The 21,078-nt window shown below is 71.2% G+C and carries 22 protein-coding genes; 15 read left to right on the top strand and 7 right to left on the bottom strand.

From position 1 onward, the window contains the following. Positions 1–97: 97 nt before the first annotated feature. Positions 98–1,657, top strand: coding sequence for a hypothetical protein (locus tag ACIBG8_RS04870; RefSeq protein ID WP_397341175.1), 1,560 nt, complete (start codon positions 98–100; stop codon positions 1,655–1,657). A 1-nt stretch (position 1,658) separates the two neighbouring features. Here ACIBG8_RS04870 and ACIBG8_RS04865 read toward each other — a convergent pair whose 3' ends face one another. Next, entirely contained in the window at positions 1,659–2,255 is a 597-nt protein-coding gene (locus ACIBG8_RS04865; protein ID WP_397341174.1) for a hypothetical protein, read from the bottom strand. A 117-nt stretch (positions 2,256–2,372) separates the two neighbouring features. Here ACIBG8_RS04865 and ACIBG8_RS04860 point away from each other — a divergent pair, with 117 nt between their 5' ends. Both ACIBG8_RS04860 and ACIBG8_RS04855 read left to right on the top strand, forming a co-directional pair. Next, positions 2,373–3,143, top strand: coding sequence for an SDR family NAD(P)-dependent oxidoreductase (locus ACIBG8_RS04860; protein ID WP_397341173.1), 771 nt, complete (start codon positions 2,373–2,375; stop codon positions 3,141–3,143). Positions 3,144–3,423: 280 nt separating this feature from the next. Beyond that, complete coding sequence (locus ACIBG8_RS04855; protein WP_397341172.1) at positions 3,424–3,939, top strand: DinB family protein; 516 nt, start codon at positions 3,424–3,426, stop codon at positions 3,937–3,939. Here ACIBG8_RS04855 and ACIBG8_RS04850 read toward each other — a convergent pair. Next, positions 3,933–4,583, bottom strand: coding sequence for a TetR/AcrR family transcriptional regulator (locus tag ACIBG8_RS04850; protein WP_397341171.1), 651 nt, complete (start codon positions 4,581–4,583; stop codon positions 3,933–3,935). The genes ACIBG8_RS04855 and ACIBG8_RS04850 overlap by 7 nt on opposite strands. 88 nt (positions 4,584–4,671) lie before the next feature. On the opposite strand from ACIBG8_RS04850, the gene ACIBG8_RS04845 reads away from it, so the two are divergent. Continuing rightward, positions 4,672–5,646 (top strand): zinc-binding dehydrogenase, encoded by a 975-nt coding sequence (locus ACIBG8_RS04845; protein ID WP_397341170.1) that lies wholly within the window; start codon positions 4,672–4,674, stop codon positions 5,644–5,646. On the opposite strand, the gene ACIBG8_RS04840 is transcribed toward ACIBG8_RS04845, so the two are convergent. Continuing rightward, complete coding sequence (locus ACIBG8_RS04840; RefSeq protein ID WP_397341169.1) at positions 5,636–6,160, bottom strand: AAA family ATPase; 525 nt, start codon at positions 6,158–6,160, stop codon at positions 5,636–5,638. The genes ACIBG8_RS04845 and ACIBG8_RS04840 overlap by 11 nt on opposite strands. 95 nt (positions 6,161–6,255) lie before the next feature. Between ACIBG8_RS04840 and ACIBG8_RS04835 the strand changes: the two genes are divergently transcribed. Then, entirely contained in the window at positions 6,256–6,870 is a 615-nt protein-coding gene (locus ACIBG8_RS04835) for a TetR/AcrR family transcriptional regulator (RefSeq protein WP_397341168.1), read from the top strand. A 12-nt stretch (positions 6,871–6,882) separates the two neighbouring features. After that, complete coding sequence (locus ACIBG8_RS04830; RefSeq protein ID WP_397341167.1) at positions 6,883–7,491, top strand: dihydrofolate reductase family protein; 609 nt, start codon at positions 6,883–6,885, stop codon at positions 7,489–7,491. Between the two features lie 287 nt (positions 7,492–7,778). On the opposite strand, the gene ACIBG8_RS04825 is transcribed toward ACIBG8_RS04830, so the two are convergent. Continuing rightward, positions 7,779–8,324 carry a carboxymuconolactone decarboxylase family protein gene (locus ACIBG8_RS04825; RefSeq protein WP_397341166.1) on the bottom strand — a complete coding sequence of 182 codons (546 nt, stop codon included), beginning with the start codon at positions 8,322–8,324 and terminating at the stop codon, positions 7,779–7,781. An 89-nt stretch (positions 8,325–8,413) separates the two neighbouring features. On the opposite strand from ACIBG8_RS04825, the gene ACIBG8_RS04820 reads away from it, so the two are divergent. Beyond that, the gene (locus ACIBG8_RS04820) at positions 8,414–9,064 is read left to right on the top strand and encodes a MarR family winged helix-turn-helix transcriptional regulator (RefSeq protein ID WP_397341165.1); all 651 of its coding nucleotides are present in this window, start codon (positions 8,414–8,416) and stop codon (positions 9,062–9,064) included. Between the two features lie 26 nt (positions 9,065–9,090). Continuing rightward, positions 9,091–10,323: an MFS transporter gene (locus ACIBG8_RS04815; protein ID WP_397341164.1), complete on the top strand. Its 1,233-nt coding sequence runs from the start codon at positions 9,091–9,093 to the stop codon at positions 10,321–10,323. Positions 10,324–10,333: 10 nt separating this feature from the next. Here the strand turns inward: ACIBG8_RS04815 and ACIBG8_RS04810 are convergent, their stop codons facing one another. Beyond that, positions 10,334–11,506, bottom strand: a complete 1,173-nt coding sequence (locus ACIBG8_RS04810) for an MFS transporter (RefSeq protein WP_397341163.1) — start codon at positions 11,504–11,506, stop codon at positions 10,334–10,336. A gap of 77 nt (positions 11,507–11,583) precedes the next feature. On the opposite strand from ACIBG8_RS04810, the gene ACIBG8_RS04805 reads away from it, so the two are divergent. Then, a complete protein-coding gene (locus ACIBG8_RS04805) occupies positions 11,584–12,189 on the top strand; it encodes a helix-turn-helix domain-containing protein (protein ID WP_397341161.1) in 606 nt (201 codons plus the stop codon). Positions 12,190–12,196: 7 nt separating this feature from the next. Continuing rightward, a complete protein-coding gene (locus ACIBG8_RS04800; RefSeq protein ID WP_397341160.1) occupies positions 12,197–13,000 on the top strand; it encodes a hypothetical protein in 804 nt (267 codons plus the stop codon). On the opposite strand, the gene ACIBG8_RS04795 is transcribed toward ACIBG8_RS04800, so the two are convergent. Then, positions 12,997–13,416 carry a VOC family protein gene (locus tag ACIBG8_RS04795; protein ID WP_397341159.1) on the bottom strand — a complete coding sequence of 140 codons (420 nt, stop codon included), beginning with the start codon at positions 13,414–13,416 and terminating at the stop codon, positions 12,997–12,999. The two genes, ACIBG8_RS04800 and ACIBG8_RS04795, sit on opposite strands and share 4 nt — an antisense overlap. A gap of 87 nt (positions 13,417–13,503) precedes the next feature. Between ACIBG8_RS04795 and ACIBG8_RS04790 the strand changes: the two genes are divergently transcribed. The 5 genes from ACIBG8_RS04790 (at position 13,504) to ACIBG8_RS04770 (ending at position 20,781) form a co-directional block, all read left to right on the top strand. Continuing rightward, positions 13,504–14,304, top strand: coding sequence for a cytochrome P450 (locus ACIBG8_RS04790; protein WP_397341158.1), 801 nt, complete (start codon positions 13,504–13,506; stop codon positions 14,302–14,304). Beyond that, complete coding sequence (locus tag ACIBG8_RS04785) at positions 14,301–14,519, top strand: hypothetical protein (RefSeq protein WP_397341157.1); 219 nt, start codon at positions 14,301–14,303, stop codon at positions 14,517–14,519. The genes ACIBG8_RS04790 and ACIBG8_RS04785 overlap by 4 nt, the downstream gene beginning before the upstream one ends. 155 nt (positions 14,520–14,674) lie before the next feature. Further along, positions 14,675–17,494 carry a BTAD domain-containing putative transcriptional regulator gene (locus ACIBG8_RS04780; protein ID WP_397341156.1) on the top strand — a complete coding sequence of 940 codons (2,820 nt, stop codon included), beginning with the start codon at positions 14,675–14,677 and terminating at the stop codon, positions 17,492–17,494. 42 nt (positions 17,495–17,536) lie between these two features. Further along, positions 17,537–19,039: an ABC transporter transmembrane domain-containing protein gene (locus ACIBG8_RS04775; RefSeq protein ID WP_397341155.1), complete on the top strand. Its 1,503-nt coding sequence runs from the start codon at positions 17,537–17,539 to the stop codon at positions 19,037–19,039. Next, positions 19,036–20,781: an ABC transporter ATP-binding protein gene (locus ACIBG8_RS04770; RefSeq protein ID WP_397341153.1), complete on the top strand. Its 1,746-nt coding sequence runs from the start codon at positions 19,036–19,038 to the stop codon at positions 20,779–20,781. Before ACIBG8_RS04775 ends, ACIBG8_RS04770 begins: the two co-directional genes overlap by 4 nt. Here ACIBG8_RS04770 and ACIBG8_RS04765 read toward each other — a convergent pair. Continuing rightward, entirely contained in the window at positions 20,743–21,024 is a 282-nt protein-coding gene (locus tag ACIBG8_RS04765) for a hypothetical protein (protein WP_397341152.1), read from the bottom strand. The two genes, ACIBG8_RS04770 and ACIBG8_RS04765, sit on opposite strands and share 39 nt — an antisense overlap. Positions 21,025–21,078: the final 54 nt, after the last annotated feature.

Raw genomic sequence — 21,078 nt, 5'->3', positions numbered from 1 at the left:
TGGGGTTGTAGGGCTGGTTCCTGTGGCGGCGGTCGCGGGGCTGGTGTTTGGCGATGCCTGGCTCTGGGTGGCTGCGGAATGGTCACCGCCGTCCTATATGCCCGACGCGTTTGACGCCCTGACGACCGTGGTGCTGCTCGGGGCCGCGCTGGTGAAGGCCGCGTTCCTCTGGCTGATCCTGCGTCCTCCGGCGCCGGGGCCGCTGGATCGACGGGCGAAGGTGCTGCGCTGGCTGCTTTATCTGGCAGTGGGCTACAACCTCGTGCTGGAGTTCACGATCTCCCTGGTCCCCTACGCGGTCGAGGCGGCGGTCCAGCTCGTGTTGTGGACCGCGATTCATGTCCTCTACCTGCTCGTCATCCGCTGGCGTTCCCTCCTGCTGCGCGCCGCTGCCGCAGTGATGTTCGCGGTCCAGCTGGTCGGGATGGGCAACGAACTGCTCGACGCGCTCGATCTCCCGGAGTTCGGGAAGGGCTGGTTGCTGGGTGCGGTGGCGGCGACCCTCCTGACGATCGTCGGGCAGCATCGTGACGGCCGGTGGAGCCGGGGCACGCTGACCGCCGGGTGGTTGTCGGTGGCCGTCTACGCGCTGGCGCTCCCGCTCAACGTGGTCCTCAACGGTGATCCGGTGCTGCCGGTCATCTGGGACGTGCTGGCGCTCGTCAGCACCGTGTGGATCGCCGCGACCGCCCGCGAGCTGGCCGCTGGGGAAAGCCCTGCGGAGACCGCGCCACGGCGTGGGGTCCGGCTCGCTCTGGCGGCGCTGGCCGTGCTGCCGGTCGTCGCGCTGATCCACCCGGAGGACACCCCGCGCCTCACCTACACCGCCCGGTCGCACAGCTGCGACGACCGGCCGCCCTTCGGCGATCTGCAGCCTTCGGAGCGCGACGCCACGTTCCTGTGCCTGGCGCGGAGCACGGTGGCAGGAATGCCCCCCATGTTCCCGGAGAGCCGGTCGGACCAGGAGATCCTCGGGTACGGCCGGGCGCTCTGCCGTACCAAGGACCGCGCAGAACAGGAGGCGATCCTGACCCGCGCCGGGAGCGAGCGCCCCGCCGAGGGCGCCGACCCTTCGGAGCTCGTCTACGTCTGTCCGGAGATCATCGGCGCCACCCGGCCGGAACTGCTGCGGTCGAGCTCGCAGATCGAAGAGGCGAACACCGCCTATTACGCCGAGGAGAACGCGAAGTGCCGCGACCCGTGGCCCAGGACGAAGGGCGTCGTCCAGGCCACGGCCAAGTACTTCCTGTTCGTCGACGGCGACCCCGGCTACCTGGTCCACGACCCCGACGACGAGGCGTCGGCCGAGCAGGCGACGGACAGGATCTTCGACGACGACACCACCATGGGGCTGGCGAGCGGCGCCGTCCTCGTCGGGCACATCGAGGACGTCGTCGACCTGTGCCTCACCGTGAAGGCCTTCCGCACTGCGCCGCCGTCGCGGAAGGCCGGGTGGGACCAGGTCCGTGAGGTGCCGATCACCAGCCGCAGCGGCAAGCTCACCGTTCCATACATGGGCGACGGCGGCGAGGTGGGCGCGGGCGCCCCGATGCCGAACCTGGCGATCACCGGCAAGGGCCGCTACCGGGTCCGCGTCCACGTGCGGGTCACCGGCGCCGGGGAGGAGCACCTGGTCGTCGTGTTCCCCGGTAGGTGAGCTATCCCTTGGGCAGCTTGAACCGGGTGGGATCGACCGTCGCCAGGATCCTGTCGAACGCCTTGATGTCCCCCGCTCCCTTCACCGTCAGCTTCGCCTTGGCGTAGTGCCAGATCCCGATGAGCTGGGTGCTTCCGTTGGCGCACTTCACCTGCCAAACCCGCCGGACCCAGCTCTTACCCGCGGCCATCGGCAGCGCGGCCCGGTCGACGATCTTCGCCGACTTCGCGTCGACGACCTTGCCGTCCTTGCCGGTGGCCACGCAGGAGGCGCGGTTCTCCGCCACGCCGGAGTGGCTCTCGTCGAATCCGAACCGGTCGTCGAGATACTTCACCGGCCAGTCCCCACTGCTGTCGAGGGACGGCGGGGCGAGGTAGAAGCCGCCCGGCCGCCAGAAGTCGAAGCCCTTCCAGCTCTTGGGATGGACGCCGAGCATGTGACCGCCCAGCCCGGCGGGAGGCACCTTCGTCATCGCCCACCCAGAGGGGAGGTTGAGCGTCAGCCCGTACCAGGACCGGGCGGTGTCCGCCTGAGCCTGCGTGGCGACGGCGCCAAGGGACAGGGTGGCCGCGGCGAGGACGGCGATCGTTCGTCTCATGGGATCACTGTCGCCGTCCCACATTGACAGCCGCTCAATGCCGGTGAGCGGGCGGTGAGCCCCCGGTGAGCGGCCATGGCCATCGTTGAGCCACACCAACGACTCAAGGAGACAGCGATGGGTGTTCTGACAGGTAGGACGGCGCTGGTGACCGGTGGTTCCCGCGGCATCGGCCGGGCTGTTGCCGTACGGCTGGCAGCAGAGGGCGCGCTCGTCGCCGTGCACTACGGCGGCAACGACGCCGCGGCCAAGGAGACGGTGGCGAGCATCGAGCGCGCGGGCGGGCAGGCGTTCACCGTCCAGGCCCGTTTCGGCGAGGAAGGCGCGGTCGAGCGGCTCTTCGCAGGTCTGACCGCCGGGCTGGCGGGGAAGGGTTTGGACGTTCTCGTCAACAACGCCGGGATCAGCTCCGTCAACCCGATCGCCCACGTCACGCCCGAAGAGCTGGCCAGGTTGCTGGAGATCAACGTCGCCGCGCCGTTCTTCGTGATCCAGCGCGCGTTGCCCCTGCTCAACGACGGTGGGCGCATCATCAACATGGGCTCGACCGCCAGCCGCATCGCGGTCTCCACCCAGATCGCCTACACCATCAGCAAGGCGGCACTGGAGTCCATGGCCCCCTCGCTCGCCAACGAGCTCGGCCCCCGCGGCATCACGGTCAACACGATCGCTCCCGGCGCGGTGAGGACCGACATGACCGCGGGATACACCAGCGTCCCCGAGATGGTCGCCGGGCTGGAGGCGATCACCGCCCTGGGACGGCTCGGCGAGCCGGAGGACGTCGCCGACGCGGTCAGCTTCCTGGCCGGACCGCAGGGCCGCTGGATCACCGGCCAGACCCTCGACGTCTCCGGCGGCACCTACCTGGGCCCGATCATCCCCACATAGTCACCCCAAGCCGACCCGCCCCTCGCGTGCTTCCGGACGGCCATAGGATCTTGATCGTTCAGCGTGGAGGACGGCCGACAAAGGCGGAGAAACGAGGCGGGACATCGAGCGGCAAGGCCTGCGCTCGCTGGTCGCCCGCGACATGGAAACCGCGGCCGCGCGTATCGACGTCGCCTCGGATCACGGAGACCTGCGGGCATACCGATTGCTACGAGTTGCGCGAGGGGCGCTGGCAGGCCGTGTGGTCGCAGGCAACCGCCGTTGGTTAATATCCCGCTTTATGACCATTTCCAGGGAACGGCCGCCCCTCGTCGCCGACGAACGCACCCAGCTCGTCGGCTGGCTGGACACCCAGCGCGCGATCGTCCAATGGAAATGCGAAGGGCTCTCCCAGGAGGACGCCTACCGGTCCGTCCTCCCCACCTCCCCGCTCATGACCATGGCAGGCCTCCTGTCGCACCTGCGCTGGACCGAGCACCTGTGGTTCGAGGTGCTCTTCCTGGGCCGCCCGAGCGACGGCAACCCACAGTTCGACGAGAGCGTCGAAGACGGCGACATGCGGATCGAAGGCGTCCCCCTCGCACAGCTCCTCGACGAGTACGAAGAGCAGTGCCGCATCTCCAACGAGATCGTCGCCACCCACTCCATGGACGACGTGGGCAAGCACCCCGACTACCGCTCAGCCGGCGCGACCCTGCGCTGGATGCTGATCCACATGGTCGAGGAGACCGCCAGGCACGCCGGTCACCTGGACACCATCAGGGAACTGCTCGACGGCGAGAAGGGCTACTACTGACGCTCCCACCGGTCGGTGAGCAGGGCCGGTGCGGGAGCGGTCCCGGGCAGGGGCGGGTGCCCGGAGCGCAGGCCGTCCAGAGCGATGGTGACCGTACGCCTGCGCGCGTTCTGGGCCGCTTCGGTCAGGTCGGTACGGCCCTGCCGGTCGAGCTGCTCGATCAGCGGTGACTTGCCGAGCTGTTCGATGAGCAGCGAGATGTCCATGGCCGTGGCGTCCGCCCTGAGCACCCCGGCAGCGTGCGCGCGGTCCACCAGCTCCCCCATCAGCTCATCCGACCGGGTGAACCTGGCCGCCATCTCGTCGGTGACGGTGATCGTCCCGGCCAGCGGTCCGAGGGAGCCGCCGCTGAACTCTACGCACGCGCGGACGTAGTGGGCGAGCCCCTCCCAGGGGTCCTCGTGCCGCAGCCCGCGCTCCGCCGCCTGGATCCACTGGTCGAGCGACAGCGCGCACAGGCGCTGGAAGAGCTCGTCCTTGGAACGATATCGGCGGTAGAGGCTGGCGATGCCGACTCCGGCGTGTGCGGCGATCGCCGCCACGGACGCGTGCGCTCCGTCCACGGCCAGGACCTTTTTGGCTGCCTCCAGGAGGGCCTGGTCGTTGCGCTCGGCTTCTGCCTGCCGCGGTGCTCTGCGGGCCATGCCGTTCACTGTAGCCGCTTTGCGAAGCGATTCACTCCGTTATAGGTTCGCATCAAACGTAGTGAAGTTATCCGTTTGGAGGAGCGTCATGCGGGCTGTCGTGATGGAGGAGTTCGGAGCGCCGGAGGTCCTGAGGGTCCGGCAGGTTGACGATCCGGCGCCGGGGCCGGGGCAGGTGCTGGTCGCCGTGGCGTACGCGAGCATCACGTTCGTCGAGACGCAGGTGCGCTCGGGCGAGGGGCCGTTCGGCAGGCCCGCGCTCCCCCGCACGCCCGGGAACGGCGTGGGCGGTCGCATCGTCGCGGTCGGCGCGGACGTGGACCCGGCCTTGGTGGGAACGGCTGCGGTGAGCACCACCGGCGGTGAGGGCGGTTACGCCGAGCTGGCGTTGGCTCGGGCGCAGGACGTGGTTCCTGTTCCGGCGGGTGTGGAGCTCAGGGACGCGGTGGCGCTGCTGGCCGATGGGCGCACGGCGCTGCTGCTGCACCGGCAGGCGGAGATCAAGCCGTCGGAGCGGGTTCTCGTGGAGGCCGCGGGCGGGGGCGTCGGCAGCCTGCTCGTACAGCTCGCGGCCGCCGCCGGTGCCCACGTGATCGGCGCCGCCCGTGGTTCCGGGAAGGCCGAGCTGGTCACCTCGCTGGGCGCGGCCGCCTACGTCGACTACTCCGGCCCTGACTGGCTGGACGAGGTGGGCGAGCTCGACCTCGTCTTCGACGGCGTCGGCGGACGGATCGGCACCGAGGCGATCGGCGCGCTCCGCGAGGGCGGGCGCGTGAGCATGTACGGCATGGCCAGCGGCTCGCGCGCCGAGCCCGACGCGGCCGACCTCCAGGCCCGCTCGATCGCCGTCATCGGCCTCACCGCCCCGCCGACCCCCGCCGAGACGCACGCCCTCATCACCGACGCGCTGGCCCTCGCGGCCGAGGGCAAGCTCCGGCCGGTCATCGGCCAGATCCTCCCGCTCGCCGAAGCAGCCACCGCACACCGGGCGATCGAGTCCAGGACCACCACCGGCAAGACACTGCTCGTGGTCGGCGACAAAGCGTCCGCCCTCAGTTCCTGACGGCTGCTGCGATCTGCTGGGCGGTCTGGGTGGGGGTGAGGTGTGTGGTGTCGACGACCTCGGCCTCGGCGTGCAGCCACGTCCGCGCCGCCTCGGCGTACGGCTCAAGGTATTGGAGACGGAACGGCGAGCCGGGGCCGAGGACCATGTCCCCGTCGATGCGCCCCCGGAGGGTGTCCCGGTCGGCGTGCAGGACGAAGTGCCGCACCGGGATGCCGTGCCGGGCCAGGCCCGCGCTGATCTCGCGCCAGTACTCCTCGACCAGCACGGTCATCGGCATCACCAGCGTGCCGCCGGTGTAGTCGAGCACGTGGCGGGCCGTCTCGACGACGAGCGGCCGCCACGGCGGCCAGTGCTGGAAGTTGCCCGTGCTCGGCAGTCCGGGCGAGATGTCCATGAGGGTCTCGCCCACCTTCTCGGCGTCGAGCACCCGTGAGTCCGGGATCAGTTGCTGCACGAGCGCGCTGGTCGTCGTCTTGCCCACGCCGTGGGTCCCGTTGAGCCATACGATCACGAACCCGACGCTAGCGGACCCAAGATGTAGACACCGTCCACATTTATGCTTACGCTCGAAGAAGTGGACGGTGTCCACAATGAGCGGGAGCGGTCATGGCCTCGGCGAAGCGCGACACCTACCGGCACGGCGACCTGCGCCAGGCCCTCCTCGACGCGGGCATCGAACTGGCCCGCGAAGGCGGGCCCGACGCGGTGGTCCTCCGGGAGGCCACCCGCCGCGCCGGAGTGGTGCCCAACGCCGCCTACCGGCACTTCGCCGGCCGTGACGCCCTGCTCCACGCCGTCTCCCTGGCCGCGATGGCCGAGCTCGCCCGCACCATGGAGGCAGAGCAGGCCCCCCTCCCCCACGACGACGCCCGCGCCCGCTTCCGGGCGCTCGGCACCGGATACCTGCGCTTCGCCCGCGCGCAACCCGGTCTGTTCCGCGCCGCGTTCTACGTCCCCCAGGACATGGCCGAGGCCGAGGCGGCCGTCTCGGCGGGCTCCGGGGGGCTCACGCCGTTCCAACTGCTGGGCGCCGCGCTGGACGGTCTGCTCACGGCCGGGCTCATGCCCGGCGAGCGGCGGCCAGGGGCGGAGTTCCTGGTCTGGGCGGCCATGCACGGCATGGCCGTACTCCTCATCGACGGCCCGCTCCGCGCCCTGCCCCCGCCCCAGGTAGAGGACGCCACGCGGCTGCTCATCGACATGATCGAACGGGGCCTGTGAAGGAGAGTCGCAATGGGTATCACGTTGGTCAGCCAATCCGTGTCCGTGGACGGCTACAGCGCCGGGCCGGACGTCTCCCTCGACCACCCGATGGGCGTGGGCGGGGAGCGCCTGCACCGGTGGTTGTTCGCGGGTGACAACGACGTCGACGCCGAGCAGGCGCGGCAGATGGTGAGCCGGGTCGGCGCGGCCATCGTCGGCCGCCGCATGTTCGACGTGGGCGTCGGCCTGTGGCAGGACACGCCTTACCCGGTGCCGACGTTCGTCCTCACCCACGAGCCTCGCGAGCCGCTGGCCATGAAGAGCGCCGCCTTCACCTTCGTCAACGACGGCGTCGAAAGTGCCCACAAGCGGGCCGTCGCCGCCGCCGGCGGCAAGGACGTGGTGGTGATGGGCGGCGCCGACATCATCGGCCAGTTCCTCCGCGCGGGCCTGGTCGACGAGGTCCACCTGCAGCTGATGCCCGTGCTCCTGGGCGCGGGGACCCGCCTGTTCGCCGATCTGTCCTTGGAGCTGGTACGGCAGGCGTCAACCGAATCCCCCCACGCGACCCACCTGCGTTTCGGCGTCGCCCGGCCGCCGGGATATTCGGATGCGGAGAACGTGGCGGTTGGTGTGTGATCGGGGCATGACGATCACGATGGACGGCTGGGCGAGTGGTGAGGTGTGGACGCCGCTTCGGCGGGATCTCGCAGCGCCTCTGCCGTTTCCCGGCATTCGCGTCGAGCCGGATCGGGAGCGTGGATGGACGAGGCCCTGCGGGCGTCGCCGTCCACCGAGGGGCATGGGCGGGCGGTGGCGGCAGAGCCGTATGTCGACGCGCGACGGCCGGAGGTTCGCGATGAACAAGCAGGGGCGCCGGCGCGCCTAAGCGGGTGCGGGCGGCCGACCGGCCGCCCGCACCACGATCAGGAGGCTCCGCGCAGGGCCACTCTGGGGAAGTCGACGGGCACGTCGAGGGCCACGTTCACGTAGTTCGTGAAGAGGTTGAGCGCGACGTGCGCCACGATCTCGACGATCTCCTCGTCGTCGAACCCGGCCTTGCGCAGCGCTTCGGTGTCGTCGTCGCTCACCTGCGCGCGTTCGTCGACCAGCTTGGCCGCGAAGCTCAGCGCGGCACTGACCCGCGGGTCCTCCGACTCGCCCTCTTGGGCCTGCCTCATCTCGCTCGCGGACACGCCCGCCTTGCGGCCCAGGGCGGTGTGGGCGGCCAGGCAGTACTCACACCTGTTGCGGTCGGCCACGAGCACGGCGATCTGCTCGCCCAGCCTGGCGCCGAGCCGCCCGCCGCCGAGGGCCCCGAACCCGGCCCACATCATGCTGAGCGCGGCGGGAGAGTTCGCGACCGCCCTGAACATGGCCGGCGTCGCGCCGAAGGTCGCGGTGATGTCGTCCAGCAGGGGCTTGGCCGCTCCGGAGGCGGACGCGGCTTCGATCAGTTCCACACGAGACATCGAGGGATTCTCCTGTCAATCGGTCGATCGTTAGCAGTACTATTAATCAGGCCTCGGCGCGCGTCAAGGGATAGTTAGGAGTACGAACAGTGGCGGACGGTTTCGACACGGCCAGCGAGCCCGTCGCGAGGCGGGTGACCAGCGGCCTCGCGAAGATCGGCGCGGTGCTCAAGAGCTGGGCGTGGAAGGCGGCCGGGCCTGAAGGCGTGACCCCGACCCAGGCGCAGGCGCTGGGCCACCTGTACCAGCGCCCGGCGAGCCTCGGCGCCCTGGCCGCCCAGCTGGGCGTTTCCGCCGCGACCGCGAGCAACGCCGTCGGCACGCTCGTCCGCAAGGGGCTCGTGGTGAAGGAGCCCGGGGTGAACAAACGCTCCGTGACGCTGCGTCTCACCGAAGCCGGGGAGTCCATGGCCAACCGGGCGGGCGAGTGGCCCGACGTCCTGAGCCGGGCCGTCGAGACGCTCGACCCAGAGGAGCAGACCGCCATGCTGCTGTCGCTGGTCAAGCTCATCCGCATGCTGCAGCAGAACGGCGCGATCTCACCCCAGCGGATGTGCGTCACCTGCCGCTACTTCCAGCCCCGCGTCCACCAGGACCCTGAGCGCCCGCACCACTGCGCCTACCTGGACGAACCGTTCGGCGACCGGCTCCTGCGCCTGGACTGCCCCGAGCAGGTCGACGCCCCGCCCGAGCAGCAGGAGCTCGCCTGGCAGTCCTTCACCTCATCGGGAGCGGCCTAGCGCGACACGCCTCTAGGGTAGGTCGGATGACTCCCGCTTTCCGCCGTTACGTCACCGCTGACGGCTTCAGCCAGTTCGGCACCCAGGTCACGCGCGTGGCCCTCCCGCTGGTCGCGCTGCTGGTGCTGGACGCGGGCCCGTTGGAGCTCGGCCTGCTCAGCGCGGCCGAGATGATCGGCTTCCTCTTGTTCGGGCTGCCCGCCGGTGTGTGGGTGGACCGGTTGCGCAGGAAGCCCATCCTGGTGACGGCCGACGTGTTGCGCGCGGTCGCCCTGGCCTCGATCCCGATCGCCGGAATGTTCGAGGCGCTGACACTGGCGCAGCTCTACGCGGTCGCCGTGATCGTCAGCATCGGCACGGCCTTCTTCGACGTCGCCCACCTGAGCTTCCTGCCCTCCATCGTGACCAAGGAGCAGCTGCCCAAGTCCATGGGGACCCTGGAGTCCGTGCGCAGCCTCTCCGTGCTCTTCGGCCCGGGGCTCGGCGGCTGGCTCGTGCAGGCGCTCACGGCGCCCATCGCCATCGTGGTCGACGCGGTCAGCTACCTGATCTCCGCCGCCCTGCTGGCGACCGTCAAGGCCAAGGAGTTCCCCTCCGGGGGGCGGGTGAGCCTCATGGAGGGCCTGCGCTACGTGCTCGGCCACCGCATCCTGCGCCTGGTCGGCCTCGTCGGCGCCATGACCATGTTCGTCAACGGCATCTGGGCCATCGTCCAGCCGTTGTACCTGGTCGACGAGCTGGGCGTGAGCGCGACGGCCTACGGCCTGATGATCTCGGGCGCGGGGACCGGCGGCCTGCTCGGCGCCTTCCTCGCGCCACGCGTGATCGCCCGCTTCGGTCACGGCCCCACGATGTACGGCGCAGCCGTACTCATCATCCCGATCACCGTGCTCGTCGCCTTCACCGGACCGGGCTGGCGGCTCGCCCTGTACCCGATCGGCATGGCGCTCCTCTTCCTGGTCGCGGTCATGTACAACGTCGCCCAGGGCAGCTACCGCCAGGCGATCTGCCCCGAGGCCCTGCGTGGCAGGATGAACGCCAGCCTCCGCTTCCTCATGTGGGGTTCGCTGCCGCTCGGCGGTGTCGTCGGCGGGCTGCTGGGCGAGGCCGTCACCGTTCACCAGCTCCTGTGGGTCGCCTGCCTCGGCACCGCGGCGGCCCACCTGCCCCTCGTGCTGGCTCCCGCCGTACGAAAGCTCAAGCTCACGGACGCCGACGCCAAGCAGGACAGCCGCGTGCGGGCGGCGCCAAGCCGGTGAACGATCGTGGTCACCGCGCCAGCGCCCGGTCCAGCAGGACGATCGGTACGGTCGCCACGGCCAGTCCGGCGCCGATCCAGCTCACGGCGGGGAGGCCACCGGCGTCGAGCGCCACCGCGGCCAGCACGGGCACGAGGCTGATGCCCAGTTGGAAGGCGGAGACCGTGGTGGCCCCGGCGAGGGTGGGGGCCTCTGACGCGATCGTGAACACGCGCCCGTAGATCGCGGGGTTCAGGACGAATCCCGCGATCCCCAGCAGCAGGACGAGGGGCACGACCAGCCACCCGTGCTCGGCGAAGAGCGCCAGCAGGACCGAGCAGGCGGCGATCCCGGCCGCCCCGATGAGGAGCGCGTGGAAGGGCCGCCGGTCGGAGATCCTGCCGCCGACCGACAACCCGACGAACGCGCCGACGCCGAAGAGCGCGAGGATCGCGGGCACCCACACGCCCGGGACGCCGGTCACTCGGGTCAGGAGCGCGGACAGGTAGGTGAACGAGATCATGTACGCGGCGGTGCTCAGGAGCGTGGCGGCGTAGACGTACCAGAGCTGCGGCCGCCGCATCACGGTGAGCTCGCGCCGCACGCTCGGCTCCTGATGTGCCCGCGTCTGCGGCAGGGCCAGCAGGATCGAGGCCGCGCCCAAAGCGGTCAGGGCGACGACCCCCCAGAACCCGCCACGCCAGCCGGAGAAGTAGCTGACCAGCGTGCCCGCAGGTCCGCCGACCACCATGGCCAGGCTGAGCCCGCTGACCACGACGCCCGATGCACGCGCGGCGCGGTCGGGGGCGACGAGGCCGATCGCGGTGACGGCCGCGACCGCCCAGAACCCGGCATAGGCGAGACCCGCCACGAACCTTGCGGCCAGCAGTACGGCATAGCCGTCGAAGACGAGGCTCGCCGCCACGGCCAGCGCGAAGATCGCCTGCGTGGCGACGAGGGCCGCGCGGCGCGGCCAGCGCAGGCTGACGATGGCCAGCGGCGGCCCCCCGACGACCACCCCGGCGGCGAACGCGGTGATCAGCCCACCCGCCGAGGACATGCTGATCCGCAGGTCCTCCGACACCGCGGGCAGGACCCCGGCGAGCAGGAACTCCGCGCTTCCCATCGAGAACAGGCTGAACGCGAGCAGGTAGACCCCCAGGGGAAGCCGTCCGCTCCGCACAGGAGTTGCAGTAGTAGTCACGCCGCGACGGTGCCACCGGCCGTGCCGGAACAGCAACAAACGTTGCCGAAACCGGGACGAGGTGCTGCGATGGGCCCATGGACTCCTTGCCCGCCGTCGCCGCGGCGCTCAGCCAGATCGCACCCCGCCTGCGGCGCATCCGCGAGAACCGGGGCGTGTCGCTGGCGGAGCTCAGCCGGGTCACGGGGATCTCGAAGAGCACCCTGTCCCGCCTGGAATCCGAGCAGCGCAAACCCAGCCTGGAGCTGCTGCTGCCGATCGCCGCGGCGCTGGCCGTACCACTGGACGACATCGTGCCCGCGCCGCACGTGCACCGGGAGCAGGCCCGATCGAGCGGCCGCCACTTCGTGCCCCTGTCACGCCACCAGGGCGAGCCCAGGGCGTACAAGATGACCATTCCCGAAGGCGAGCACGAACCGCTCGTGCGTACCCACACCGGCTACGCCTGGCTGTACGTGCTTTCGGGACGGCTCCGCGTGCTCCTGGGCGACCACGACCTGGTGCTGGGTGCTGGCGAGGTCGCCGAGTTCGACACGAGGACACCACACTGGTTCGGGTCGACCGGCAGGGGCGAGGTGGAGGTGCTCAGTCTGTACGGCAGGCGGGGCGAGCGCATCCGCGTCCGCGCCAGGCCGTCAATACGCAGCCGCTCGGCCAGATCGGCTGGGCGCCTCCCCCTATGATCACCGGGTGGATTTTTCGAGGATCGCGCCGATTGTGCTCCTTCTCACCCTGACGACCGGGTGTGGTGGAGAGAGCGTCGCCACAGCCACACGCACGCCCGCCGAGGCCGTGGCGGAGCAGGCGGGCGTGGTGAAGATCAGTGAGCGCGTCCGCCTGGACTTCGGCGAGACGGTCAACATCGCCGAGTACAGCGAGAGCCGTACCGCCGGAGTCCTGCGGCTCGGCGCGGCGGCCTCCGATCTGACCACGGTCCACCTCCGGACCGACCTCACCGAAGATCTGAAGGCCGTTGTCCCGGCCTCCCAGACGACCAGGGTGATCTCGGTCGGTGACTCCGGTAGCTACGTGCAGGGCGCGGACAAGGTGTGGCTCCACTACGGCAGCCCCACCTGCCGGGTGCTCACGTCGCTCGACGCGCGCGCCGTCCTGTCGCCCAAGGTGCTGCAGATACTCGCCGCCCCCGCTCCGTCCTCCGGTGAGGTCATCGACTCGGTCCCCACCGTCGAATACGCCGGGAACGCTCCGCAGACCGAGTTCGGCATCCCGGACACGGGCAACGATCCCGCCGCGGCGGACCAGGTGCGGGAGCACTACGGCGCGATCGAGGTCTCGTGGCAGCTCTGGGTCGGGCCCGACCAGCTCCCCCGCCGGGCCCGGCTCACCACCGTCAACCCCGAGCCCGAAGACGGCATGCCAGGGACCATCACGACCGAGATCGACTTCACCGGCTGGGGCAGTGACGTGTCCATCAAGCCTCCGCCGAAGAAGCAGGTGCAGGAGGCAGGTGGGTGCCCGGGCGAAGCGGGTTAACCCCAGGCGTTGGGGAGGTCCTGCATCAGGCCCACCAGGTTGCCGTCGGCGGCCCTGACGACGGCGAGCCGCCGCCCGGGGACGTCCACGATGCCCGTCTTCGCATCGCCGTTGGTGATCTCGGCCGTGCCGAGCTCCTCCATCGACCCACCGGCGACCTCGCCCATCGCCGTGGCACCCCTGTCCAGCAGATCACGATGGGCCGCTTCGACGTCGTCGACCTGCCAGAAGACCAGCGGGTGGTCGAACCATGGCAACCGGGAAAGACCGACCTCCAGCTCACCCCCGGCGAAAGCCACGTAGTCAGGGCTCTCCCACGCCGGGCCGCGGCCCAGGGTCGCGGTCCAGGCGGCCGTACTGGCTGCGATGTCCCGCGCGGGATAGATCACAGCGCGAACTCGGCTCAACTCGGTCATCTTCCGCTCCCCTTGCTCGATCAACTTCATGAGAACCATATCAGAACGGAATGCTCAGTTCCATATTGCAAGGCGTACCATCGGCTGGTGTTCGACTACAACCCGTTCGACCACGCCACGCAGCGCGACCCGTACCCCGTCTACCGTCGCCTGCTCGCCGACTTCCCCGTCTACGTCCACCCCGGCCAGGGTTTCCACGCCCTCTCCCGGCACGCCGACGTAGAAGCCGCGCTCCGCGACGCGGCCACCTTCTCCAGCGCCTACGGCGTCACGCTGGAGCTCTGGATGCCCGAGGCGCACCGCGTCATGGGCTTCCTCGCCATGGACCGCCCCGAGCACACCCGCTTCCGCCACCTGGTCGTCCAGGCCTTCACCGCCAGACGCGTCGCCAGGCAGGAGGACGACATCCGTGCGCTCACCCGGCGCCTGCTCGCAGACCCGCTCGACACCCGCACGTTCGACATCGCCGCGTGGATGGCGCAGATCCCCTCGTACGTGGTGTCGGAGATGATCGGCGTGCCCGACGCCGACCGGGCGAGGGTCGCCGCCTGGACCCACATGCTGGTCGACCGGCCCGACGAGGACGGCTCGGCCCCGGATGCGTTCTTCCAGGCGCACGCCGGGCTGCGCGCCTACATGCTGGAACTGTGCGCGGAGCGCCGCCGCGCGCCGCGCGACGACATGCTGAGCGCGCTCACCCAGGCGGAGGACGGCGCGGACCGGCTCACCGACAGCGAGATCGTGCAGGTGCTCGGGCTCATCCTGGCCGCCGGGCACGAGACGACGATCAAGGTGCTCGCGCACGCCTGGTTGCAGGCGGCGCTCCACCCCGTCCAGCGGGCGATCGTGTGGGCCGGGGAGATCGACGGCTGGCGCGAGGAGATGTGACCCGCGACACCTCGGGGACCGTGGTGACCGCGTTCGGCCTCGGCACGCACTTCTGCCTGGGCGCGGCGCTGGCCCGGCTGATCATCAAGGTGGTGCTGGAGGAGCTCGTGGCGGCCGTCGCCGACTACGAGGTCGACGAGTCGAGCGTGCGGTTCGTCCGTTCACCCGGCGTGCGGGGGGTGCGCGAGCTGATCACCACGCTCGTTCCCCGGTAGCCGCGAGAACCGGTAAGGCGTGGCCCCGTCGAGGGTGAGGCGGATGGGCGAGCCGGTCACCGATCCGTCCCTGACCTGCGCTTCATGGACGGCTGCACCGGGCAAAGCTGAGCGGTAGGGTGATCGTTCTGTCCTGAAAGATGACGGGGGTGGGCATGGGCGATGGCCTGCGGTTCTCGTTGCTCGGCCCCGTGCGAGCCTGGCGCGATGATCAGGAGCTGGACCTCGGCTCGCCGCAGCAACGCCTGGTGCTGGCCGTCCTCCTGCTCGCCGAAGGCCGCACGGTCGGCCTCGACCAGCTCATCGACGCGCTGTGGAGCGAGGCGCCCCCACGCACCGCCGCCCACGTGCTGCGCACCTACGTCTCGCGGTTGCGCGCGGTGCTGGGGCCCGACGCGCTGCTGTCCGTCGGCGACGGTTACGCGCTGCGGGCGGGCACGTGCGATGTCGCCGACCTGCAGAGGCTGTACGGCGAAGCCAGATACGCGGAGGCGCTGGCCCTGTGGCAGGGCGAACCGCTGGCCGGGCTCGCCGGTCACTACGCCGACGCCCAACGCGCCCGCCTGGCCGAGCAACGCCTGACCGCCCTCGAACACCGCCTGGTCCACGACCTCGACCAGGGCAAACACGCCGAAGTGGTAGCCGAGCTCAACACCCTGTGCGCCGAGCACCCCACCAGGGAACGGCTGCGCGGCCTGTTCATGCTGGCCCTCTACCGCGCCGGACGCCAAGCCGAAGCCATCGGCGTCTACACCGACACCCGCCAACTGCTCGCCGACCAGCTCGGCGTCGATCCCTCCCCCGAACTGGCCCAGCTCTACCAACGCATCATCACCGCCGACCCCACCCTCGCACCCACCCCCACCACCCCTCCAGCGCCCACCGGGCAGGTCCCGCGGCAAATCCCCGCCGACACAGCCGACTTCACCGGCCGCGAACGCGAAGTCGAGGAAATGGCGACCGCGCTACGCTCCGGCCAGACCTCAGCCCTGGTCGTCTCCGCAGTCGCAGGCGCGGGCGGCGTCGGCAAAACCACCCTGGCCCTCCACGTCGCCCACCGGCTCGCAGGCCACTACCCCGACGGGCAGCTGTTCGTCGACCTACGAGGCGCCGGCCCGCACCCCCTGGAACCCGACACGGTCCTCGCCTCGTTCCTGCGCGCCCTCGGCTGCGCGGAGGCACCAGAAGACCCCGCAGAAAGGGCAGCCCTCTACCGCTCCACGGTCGCCGGACGACGACTGCTGGTCGTCCTCGACAACGCCTCCGGTCTCAGCCAAGTACGGCCGCTGCTCCCCGGCTCAGCCGACTGCGGCGTCCTCATCACCAGCCGGACCCGCCTGACCGGCCTCAGCGGCGCCCACCAAGTCGACCTGGACGTCCTCGACCCAGCAGAAGCCCTCCACCTGCTCACCAGGATCATCGGCGAAACACGCGTCACAGCAGAACGACCCGCCGCCATGGACCTGGTCGCCGCCTGCGGCTTCCTCCCCCTGGCCATCAGAATCGCCGCCGCCCGACTCGCCGCCCGCCCCAACTGGAACATCTCCACGCTGCTCGACCGCCTCGCCGACGAACGCCGCAGACTGACCGAACTGCGCGCCGGAGACCTGGCCATCGAAGCGACCTTCTCCCTGGGCTACGAGCAGCTCGACACCGCCCACGCGCGGGCCTTCCGGCTGCTGGCCGTACCGGATGCCGCTGACCTGTCCCTCGCGGCCGCCGCAGCCCTCCTGGACCTGCCAGAACACGAAGCGGAAGACATCTGCGAGGAACTCGTCGACGTCAGCATGCTGGAGTCACTCACCCCCGGCCGCTACCGCTTCCACGACCTCCTCAAGATCTATGCCAGGTCCCGCGAGAACGACGAGGACGCACGGCGGGCGGCCCTCGACCGGCTGCTCGACTCCTACCTGGCAACGATGAGCGCCGCGCTACGGCTGATCATCCCCGGTGACCGTCGCGTAGGGACGGCAGAACTGTCGTTCGCCGACACGGCGGCCGTCACGGACTGGGCCGAGGCGGAGGAGCTCTCCGTGCTCAGCTGCGTCCAGCAGGCGGCCAGGACCCCCGGCTGCGACCTAGGCCGGGCCATCGCCCTGTGCGACGCCGGGGCCGACGTCCTCGGCGCCGACGTGCTCGGCTCCGACTCCGGCCCCTACGGCCTCAGCCAGATCGGCGACCTCCTCGTCAGCGCGGCCGAGGAGGACAAGACCCTGCTGGCGCGCGCCCACTACCTGCGCGGCACGGGCCGGGGGAACAACAACCACCTCGACGCCGCCACCGCCGACGGCCTGCTCGCCCGCGATCTCAGCCTGGAACACGGCGACCTGACCACCTACGCCCGCTCGCTCAACCTGCTCGCGCTCGCCGCGCTGGCCAGAGGGGAGAGGCCCGAGGCGGCGAACTGGTTCCAGCAGGCGGTCGCGGCGTGGCGCTCGTCCGGCGACCTGGTCGGCCAGGCCACGGGACTCGGCAACCTGGCCCGCGCCCTGTCCCGCCTGGGCCGTCACGGCGAGGCGCTCGCCGCCGCCCGGGAAGCCGAGCAGATCATGCGCGACCTCGGCGGCGGGCAGCGCCACCCCGACGCCACCTACCAGCTCGGCATCGTCCTGCGCGAGGCGGGCAGGCCGCAGGAGGCCGTGGTCCAGCTTGAGGCTTCGGTGGCGGAGTACCGGCGGCAGAAGGTGCGCGGCTGGGAGGGGCTCGCGCTGTTCCGGGCAGGAGAGGCGTATCTGGCGGCGGGGCAGCCCGAACGCGCCCTGACCTGCGCGGAGGAGGCACTCGCGATGCTGACGGATCTGGGCGACGAGTGGGGTCAGGGGATGGCGCTGATGGTCCTGGGCCAGGCGCTCGGCGACCTGGGGCAGCCCGGCCGTTCCCGCGCCTGCCTCACCGAGGCCCTGGAGATCTTCGACAGGCTCTCCCTGTCGGAGGCGGACGACGTCCGCGCCCTGCTGTCCGCGGTGAACGCCTAGCCGCCCCAAGGGCGGGCAAAGCCATGCTCTAGCGTGATCGCCATGAAGGCGGCCCGGTACCTCTGCTGGCTGGCCTGGGCGCAGAAGGGCCGGGTCGCGCTGGGCGCGACGCTGGGAACCCTGTGGATGGTGGGTCTGACGCTCCCGCCGTACCTGCTGTCCAGGGCCATCGACGACGGCCTGGCGCCCGGCTGGGTGCTGGCGCTGCTCGGCGCCGGCCTGGTCAACGCCTGGCTGGCGATGTTACGTCACCGGACGATGACCAAGATCCGGATGGACGCCAACTTCCGCACCGTGCGCGCCCTGGTCGAGCAGATCAACAAGCTGGGCGCCGACCTGCCCCTGCGCGCTTCGGCGGGCGACGTGGTGACGATCGGCATCGGCGACGTCATCACCGTCGCCGCCGCGCTGACGGTGACCGGCCCCGGCGTGGGCGCGGTGATCAGCTACGGCGTGGTGGCGGTGCTGCTGCTGCAGGTCTCCGTGGTGCTGGCCGTGGTCGTGCTGCTGGGCGTGCCGCTGCTGGCGATCCTCCTCGGGCCGCTGCTCGGGCGGCTGATGAAGGTGCAGAACGGCTACCGCGAGAACCAGGGACGGCTCACCACCCGCCTGGTCGACCTGATCGAGGGGCTGCGGGTGCTCAACGCGTTCGGCGGCAAGGAGGCCTACGCCGAGCAGTACCGCGCAGACTCGGCGAGCCTGCGCGAGCAGGGCTACCGGGTGGCGTCGCTGACGAGCTGGATCGGCGCGCTGGGCGCGGGATTGCCCGCCCTGTTCCTGGCCGCCGTCACCTGGCTGGGCGCCCGGCTCGCCGCCGAGGGGGCGATCACGGTGGGCGAGCTGGTCGGGGTGTACGGGTACATCGCCATGCTGGTGGTTCCGGTCTCCTTCTTCATCGAGGGCAGCTTCATGATCAGCGGCGGCCTGGTCGCCGCCCGCCAGGTCACCCGGTTCCTCGCGCTCGAACCCGCTCGGCGAACCGCGCGGGCGGACCCGCCGGGAGGCCTGGTGGGTGTGGTCAGTGCCCGGCCCGAGGAGAGCGTGGCGCTGCTCGAAGGGTTCGGCGGGTCCTCCCTGCTCGCCGACCACGACGCGGCCCTGTTCGCGGGTACGCTGCGCGAGGTCCTCCAAGGCCGGGGCGAGGCGGACGACGAGGCCATCCTCCGGGCCGTGCACGCCGCCGCCGCGCAGGACGTGGTCGCCGGGCTGCGCCACGGGCTCGACTCGGCGATCGAACCCGGGGGGCGCAACCTGTCGGGCGGCCAGCGCCAGCGCGTACGGCTGGCGCGGGCGCTGCTGGCCGAGCCCGAGGTGCTGCTGGCCGTGGAGCCCACCTCAGCGCTGGACACCCACACCGAGGCCCTCCTCGTGGAACGGCTCCGTACGGCTCGCGCGAGCCGTACGACGGTCGTGGCCACCACCTCGCCGCTGCTGCTCGCCCAGGCCGACCAGGTGCTGTTCATCGAGGACGGGCGGGTGGCCGCCACCGGCACGCACCGCGAGCTGATGGAGTCCACCCCCGCCTACCGGTCGGTGCTCGCATGAGCCGCGACCTGCCCGTCGCCGACCGCAGGCAGGTACGGCGGGCCGCCCTGCGCCTGGTCAGGCGCGACGTGCCGGGTTTCGCCACGACGCTGCTGCTCAACAGCCTCGCGGCGGCCGCGGCGCTGGTCAGCCCGTGGCTGCTGGGCCGCATCGTCGACGCCATCAGCGCCGGTGGCACAGTCGACCTGCTCGCCGCGGTCGCGGTGGGAGCGGCGCTGGCCCAGCTGGTCCTGTCCAGGTATGCCGAGAAGGTCGGCACCCGGTTCAGCGAGCGGGTCCAGGAGCGCATCCGCGCCGAACTCCTGGACCGCGTGCTGGCCCTGCCCTCGGCCACGGTCGAGCACGTTCGCACCGGCGACCTGACCGCCCGCGGCACCACCGACGTGGCCGCCGTCGGCCGCACCCTGCGCGACGCCGCCCCCGCGATCCTCGTCTCCTCGCTGCAGGCGCTCTTCCTGGTCGTCGCCGTCTTCCTGGTCGACCCGGTCCTGGGCGCCTGCGGCCTGCTCGCTCTGGCGGGCATCGCCGCCGCCTCCCGCTGGTACCTCCGCCGCGCCCGCCCCGCCTACCTGGAGGAGGGTGACGCGCGGTCCGATGTGGCCGAGCAGCTGGCCGCCAACGCCGCGGGCGCCCGCACCATCGAGGCCCTGGGCCTCCAGGCCAAGCGCGCGCGTGCGGCGGAGCGGGCGATCGAGCGCAGCCGGGACACCCAGCTGCGTACCCTTTTCCTGCGCAGCGTGCTCTGGCCGGCGGTGGAGGTCTCCTCGCTGCTCCCGCCCGTGCTGGTCCTGCTGGCCGGCGGGGTGTTCCTGGACCGCGGCCAGGTCACGCTGGGCGTGGTCGTCACCTGCGTGCTCTACCTGCGCCAGCTCGCCCAGCCGATCGAGACGATCCTGATCTGGCTGGAGCAGTTGCAGAGCAGCGGCGCCTCCTTCGCCAGGATCGAGGGCCTCGCGACCACCCCGAGGTCCCCTCAGCCCGGGGCGGAGCCGGAGGGTGACCGCATCGAGGCGCGCGGCGTGCACTTCGCCTACGAGGGCGGCGACGACGTGGTCGCGGACGTCGATCTGACCGTACGGCCCGGCGAACGCCTGGCCGTCGTCGGCCCGTCGGGAGCCGGGAAGTCCACCCTGGGCAAGCTGCTGGCCGGGATCGACCGGCCCCGCCTGGGCACGGTCACCGTCGGCTCTGCGCCCGTCGCCGACCTCTCCCCCGCCCAGCTCCGCGAGCACGTCGTCCTGGTCACCCAGGAACAGCACCTGTTCCTGGGCACCGTCCGCGACAACCTGCTGCTGGCGGACCCGACGGCCGGCGACGACCGCCTGAGCGAGGCGCTGGCGGCGGTCGGCGCCGACTGGGTCACCTCGCTCGACTCCCCGTGCTCCGGCGCCGACCTCGGTCCGGACCGGGTCCAGCAGCTGGCTCTGGCCAGGGTCGTCCTGGCCGACCCGCACACCGTCATCCTCGACGAGGCGACCGCCATGCTCGACCCCCGTACGGCCAGGCGCGCGGAACGCTCGCTCGCCGCCGTCCTGGAGGGGCGGACCGTCATCGCGATCGCCCACCGCCTGCACACGGCGCGTGACGCCGACCGGGTGGTGGTCATGGACGGCGGCCGGGTGGTGGAGGTGGGCGCGCACGACGAGCTGGTCGCGGCGGGCGGGGTGTACGAGGCGCTGTGGAGGTCGTGGCAGGGCTCGCGGTCAGGCGACCTCGTCGAGGATCTTGGTGTGGGGGGTTGAGGCGAGCGCTGGCGCGCTTTCCGGTGAGGCCCAGATCTTCGTACGCAGCAGCTCCAGGAAGGCCGTAGCCTCGTCGGCGGTCGTGAAGTCGAGGTCGATCACCACGTACGCGGGGTCGTCGACCGGGCGGGCGATCCGGTGGCCGAGCACCCCCGCCTGCCGCCGGAAGTCGGCGAAGCGGTCGAAGGCCGACTTCCAGACGTCGTAGTCGGTGATGGCGTGTTCGATGTGCAGGGTTGTCATACCTGTCATGGTCCGCGCCTGCCCGTGGTGCGGCCATCCCAGAAGTCTGGGGTC

Origin of the sequence: Nonomuraea sp. NPDC050556 (assembly GCF_044457355.1) — a bacterium.
Lineage (GTDB): Bacteria > Actinomycetota > Actinomycetes > Streptosporangiales > Streptosporangiaceae > Nonomuraea.
The sequence above is the reverse complement of the archived record's forward strand: the minus strand, read 5'-3'. Positions and strand labels throughout refer to the sequence as shown.

Bases quoted from the DNA above. Each gene is read 5' to 3' on its own strand.
- ACIBG8_RS04870 (WP_397341175.1), top strand. From the start codon at position 98: ATGCCCGACGCGTTTGACGCCCTGACGACCGTGGTGCTGCTCGGGGCC.
- ACIBG8_RS04865 (WP_397341174.1), bottom strand. From the start codon at position 2,255: ATGAGACGAACGATCGCCGTCCTCGCCGCGGCCACCCTGTCCCTTGGC.
- ACIBG8_RS04860 (WP_397341173.1), top strand. From the start codon at position 2,373: ATGGGTGTTCTGACAGGTAGGACGGCGCTGGTGACCGGTGGTTCCCGC.
- ACIBG8_RS04855 (WP_397341172.1), top strand. From the start codon at position 3,424: ATGACCATTTCCAGGGAACGGCCGCCCCTCGTCGCCGACGAACGCACC.
- ACIBG8_RS04850 (WP_397341171.1), bottom strand. From the start codon at position 4,583: ATGGCCCGCAGAGCACCGCGGCAGGCAGAAGCCGAGCGCAACGACCAG.
- ACIBG8_RS04845 (WP_397341170.1), top strand. From the start codon at position 4,672: ATGCGGGCTGTCGTGATGGAGGAGTTCGGAGCGCCGGAGGTCCTGAGG.
- ACIBG8_RS04835 (WP_397341168.1), top strand. From the start codon at position 6,256: ATGGCCTCGGCGAAGCGCGACACCTACCGGCACGGCGACCTGCGCCAG.
- ACIBG8_RS04830 (WP_397341167.1), top strand. From the start codon at position 6,883: ATGGGTATCACGTTGGTCAGCCAATCCGTGTCCGTGGACGGCTACAGC.
- ACIBG8_RS04825 (WP_397341166.1), bottom strand. From the start codon at position 8,324: ATGTCTCGTGTGGAACTGATCGAAGCCGCGTCCGCCTCCGGAGCGGCC.
- ACIBG8_RS04815 (WP_397341164.1), top strand. From the start codon at position 9,091: ATGACTCCCGCTTTCCGCCGTTACGTCACCGCTGACGGCTTCAGCCAG.
- ACIBG8_RS04805 (WP_397341161.1), top strand. From the start codon at position 11,584: ATGGACTCCTTGCCCGCCGTCGCCGCGGCGCTCAGCCAGATCGCACCC.
- ACIBG8_RS04795 (WP_397341159.1), bottom strand. From the start codon at position 13,416: ATGACCGAGTTGAGCCGAGTTCGCGCTGTGATCTATCCCGCGCGGGAC.
- ACIBG8_RS04780 (WP_397341156.1), top strand. From the start codon at position 14,675: ATGGGCGATGGCCTGCGGTTCTCGTTGCTCGGCCCCGTGCGAGCCTGG.
- ACIBG8_RS04775 (WP_397341155.1), top strand. From the start codon at position 17,537: ATGAAGGCGGCCCGGTACCTCTGCTGGCTGGCCTGGGCGCAGAAGGGC.
- ACIBG8_RS04770 (WP_397341153.1), top strand. From the start codon at position 19,036: ATGAGCCGCGACCTGCCCGTCGCCGACCGCAGGCAGGTACGGCGGGCC.
- ACIBG8_RS04765 (WP_397341152.1), bottom strand. From the start codon at position 21,024: ATGACAACCCTGCACATCGAACACGCCATCACCGACTACGACGTCTGG.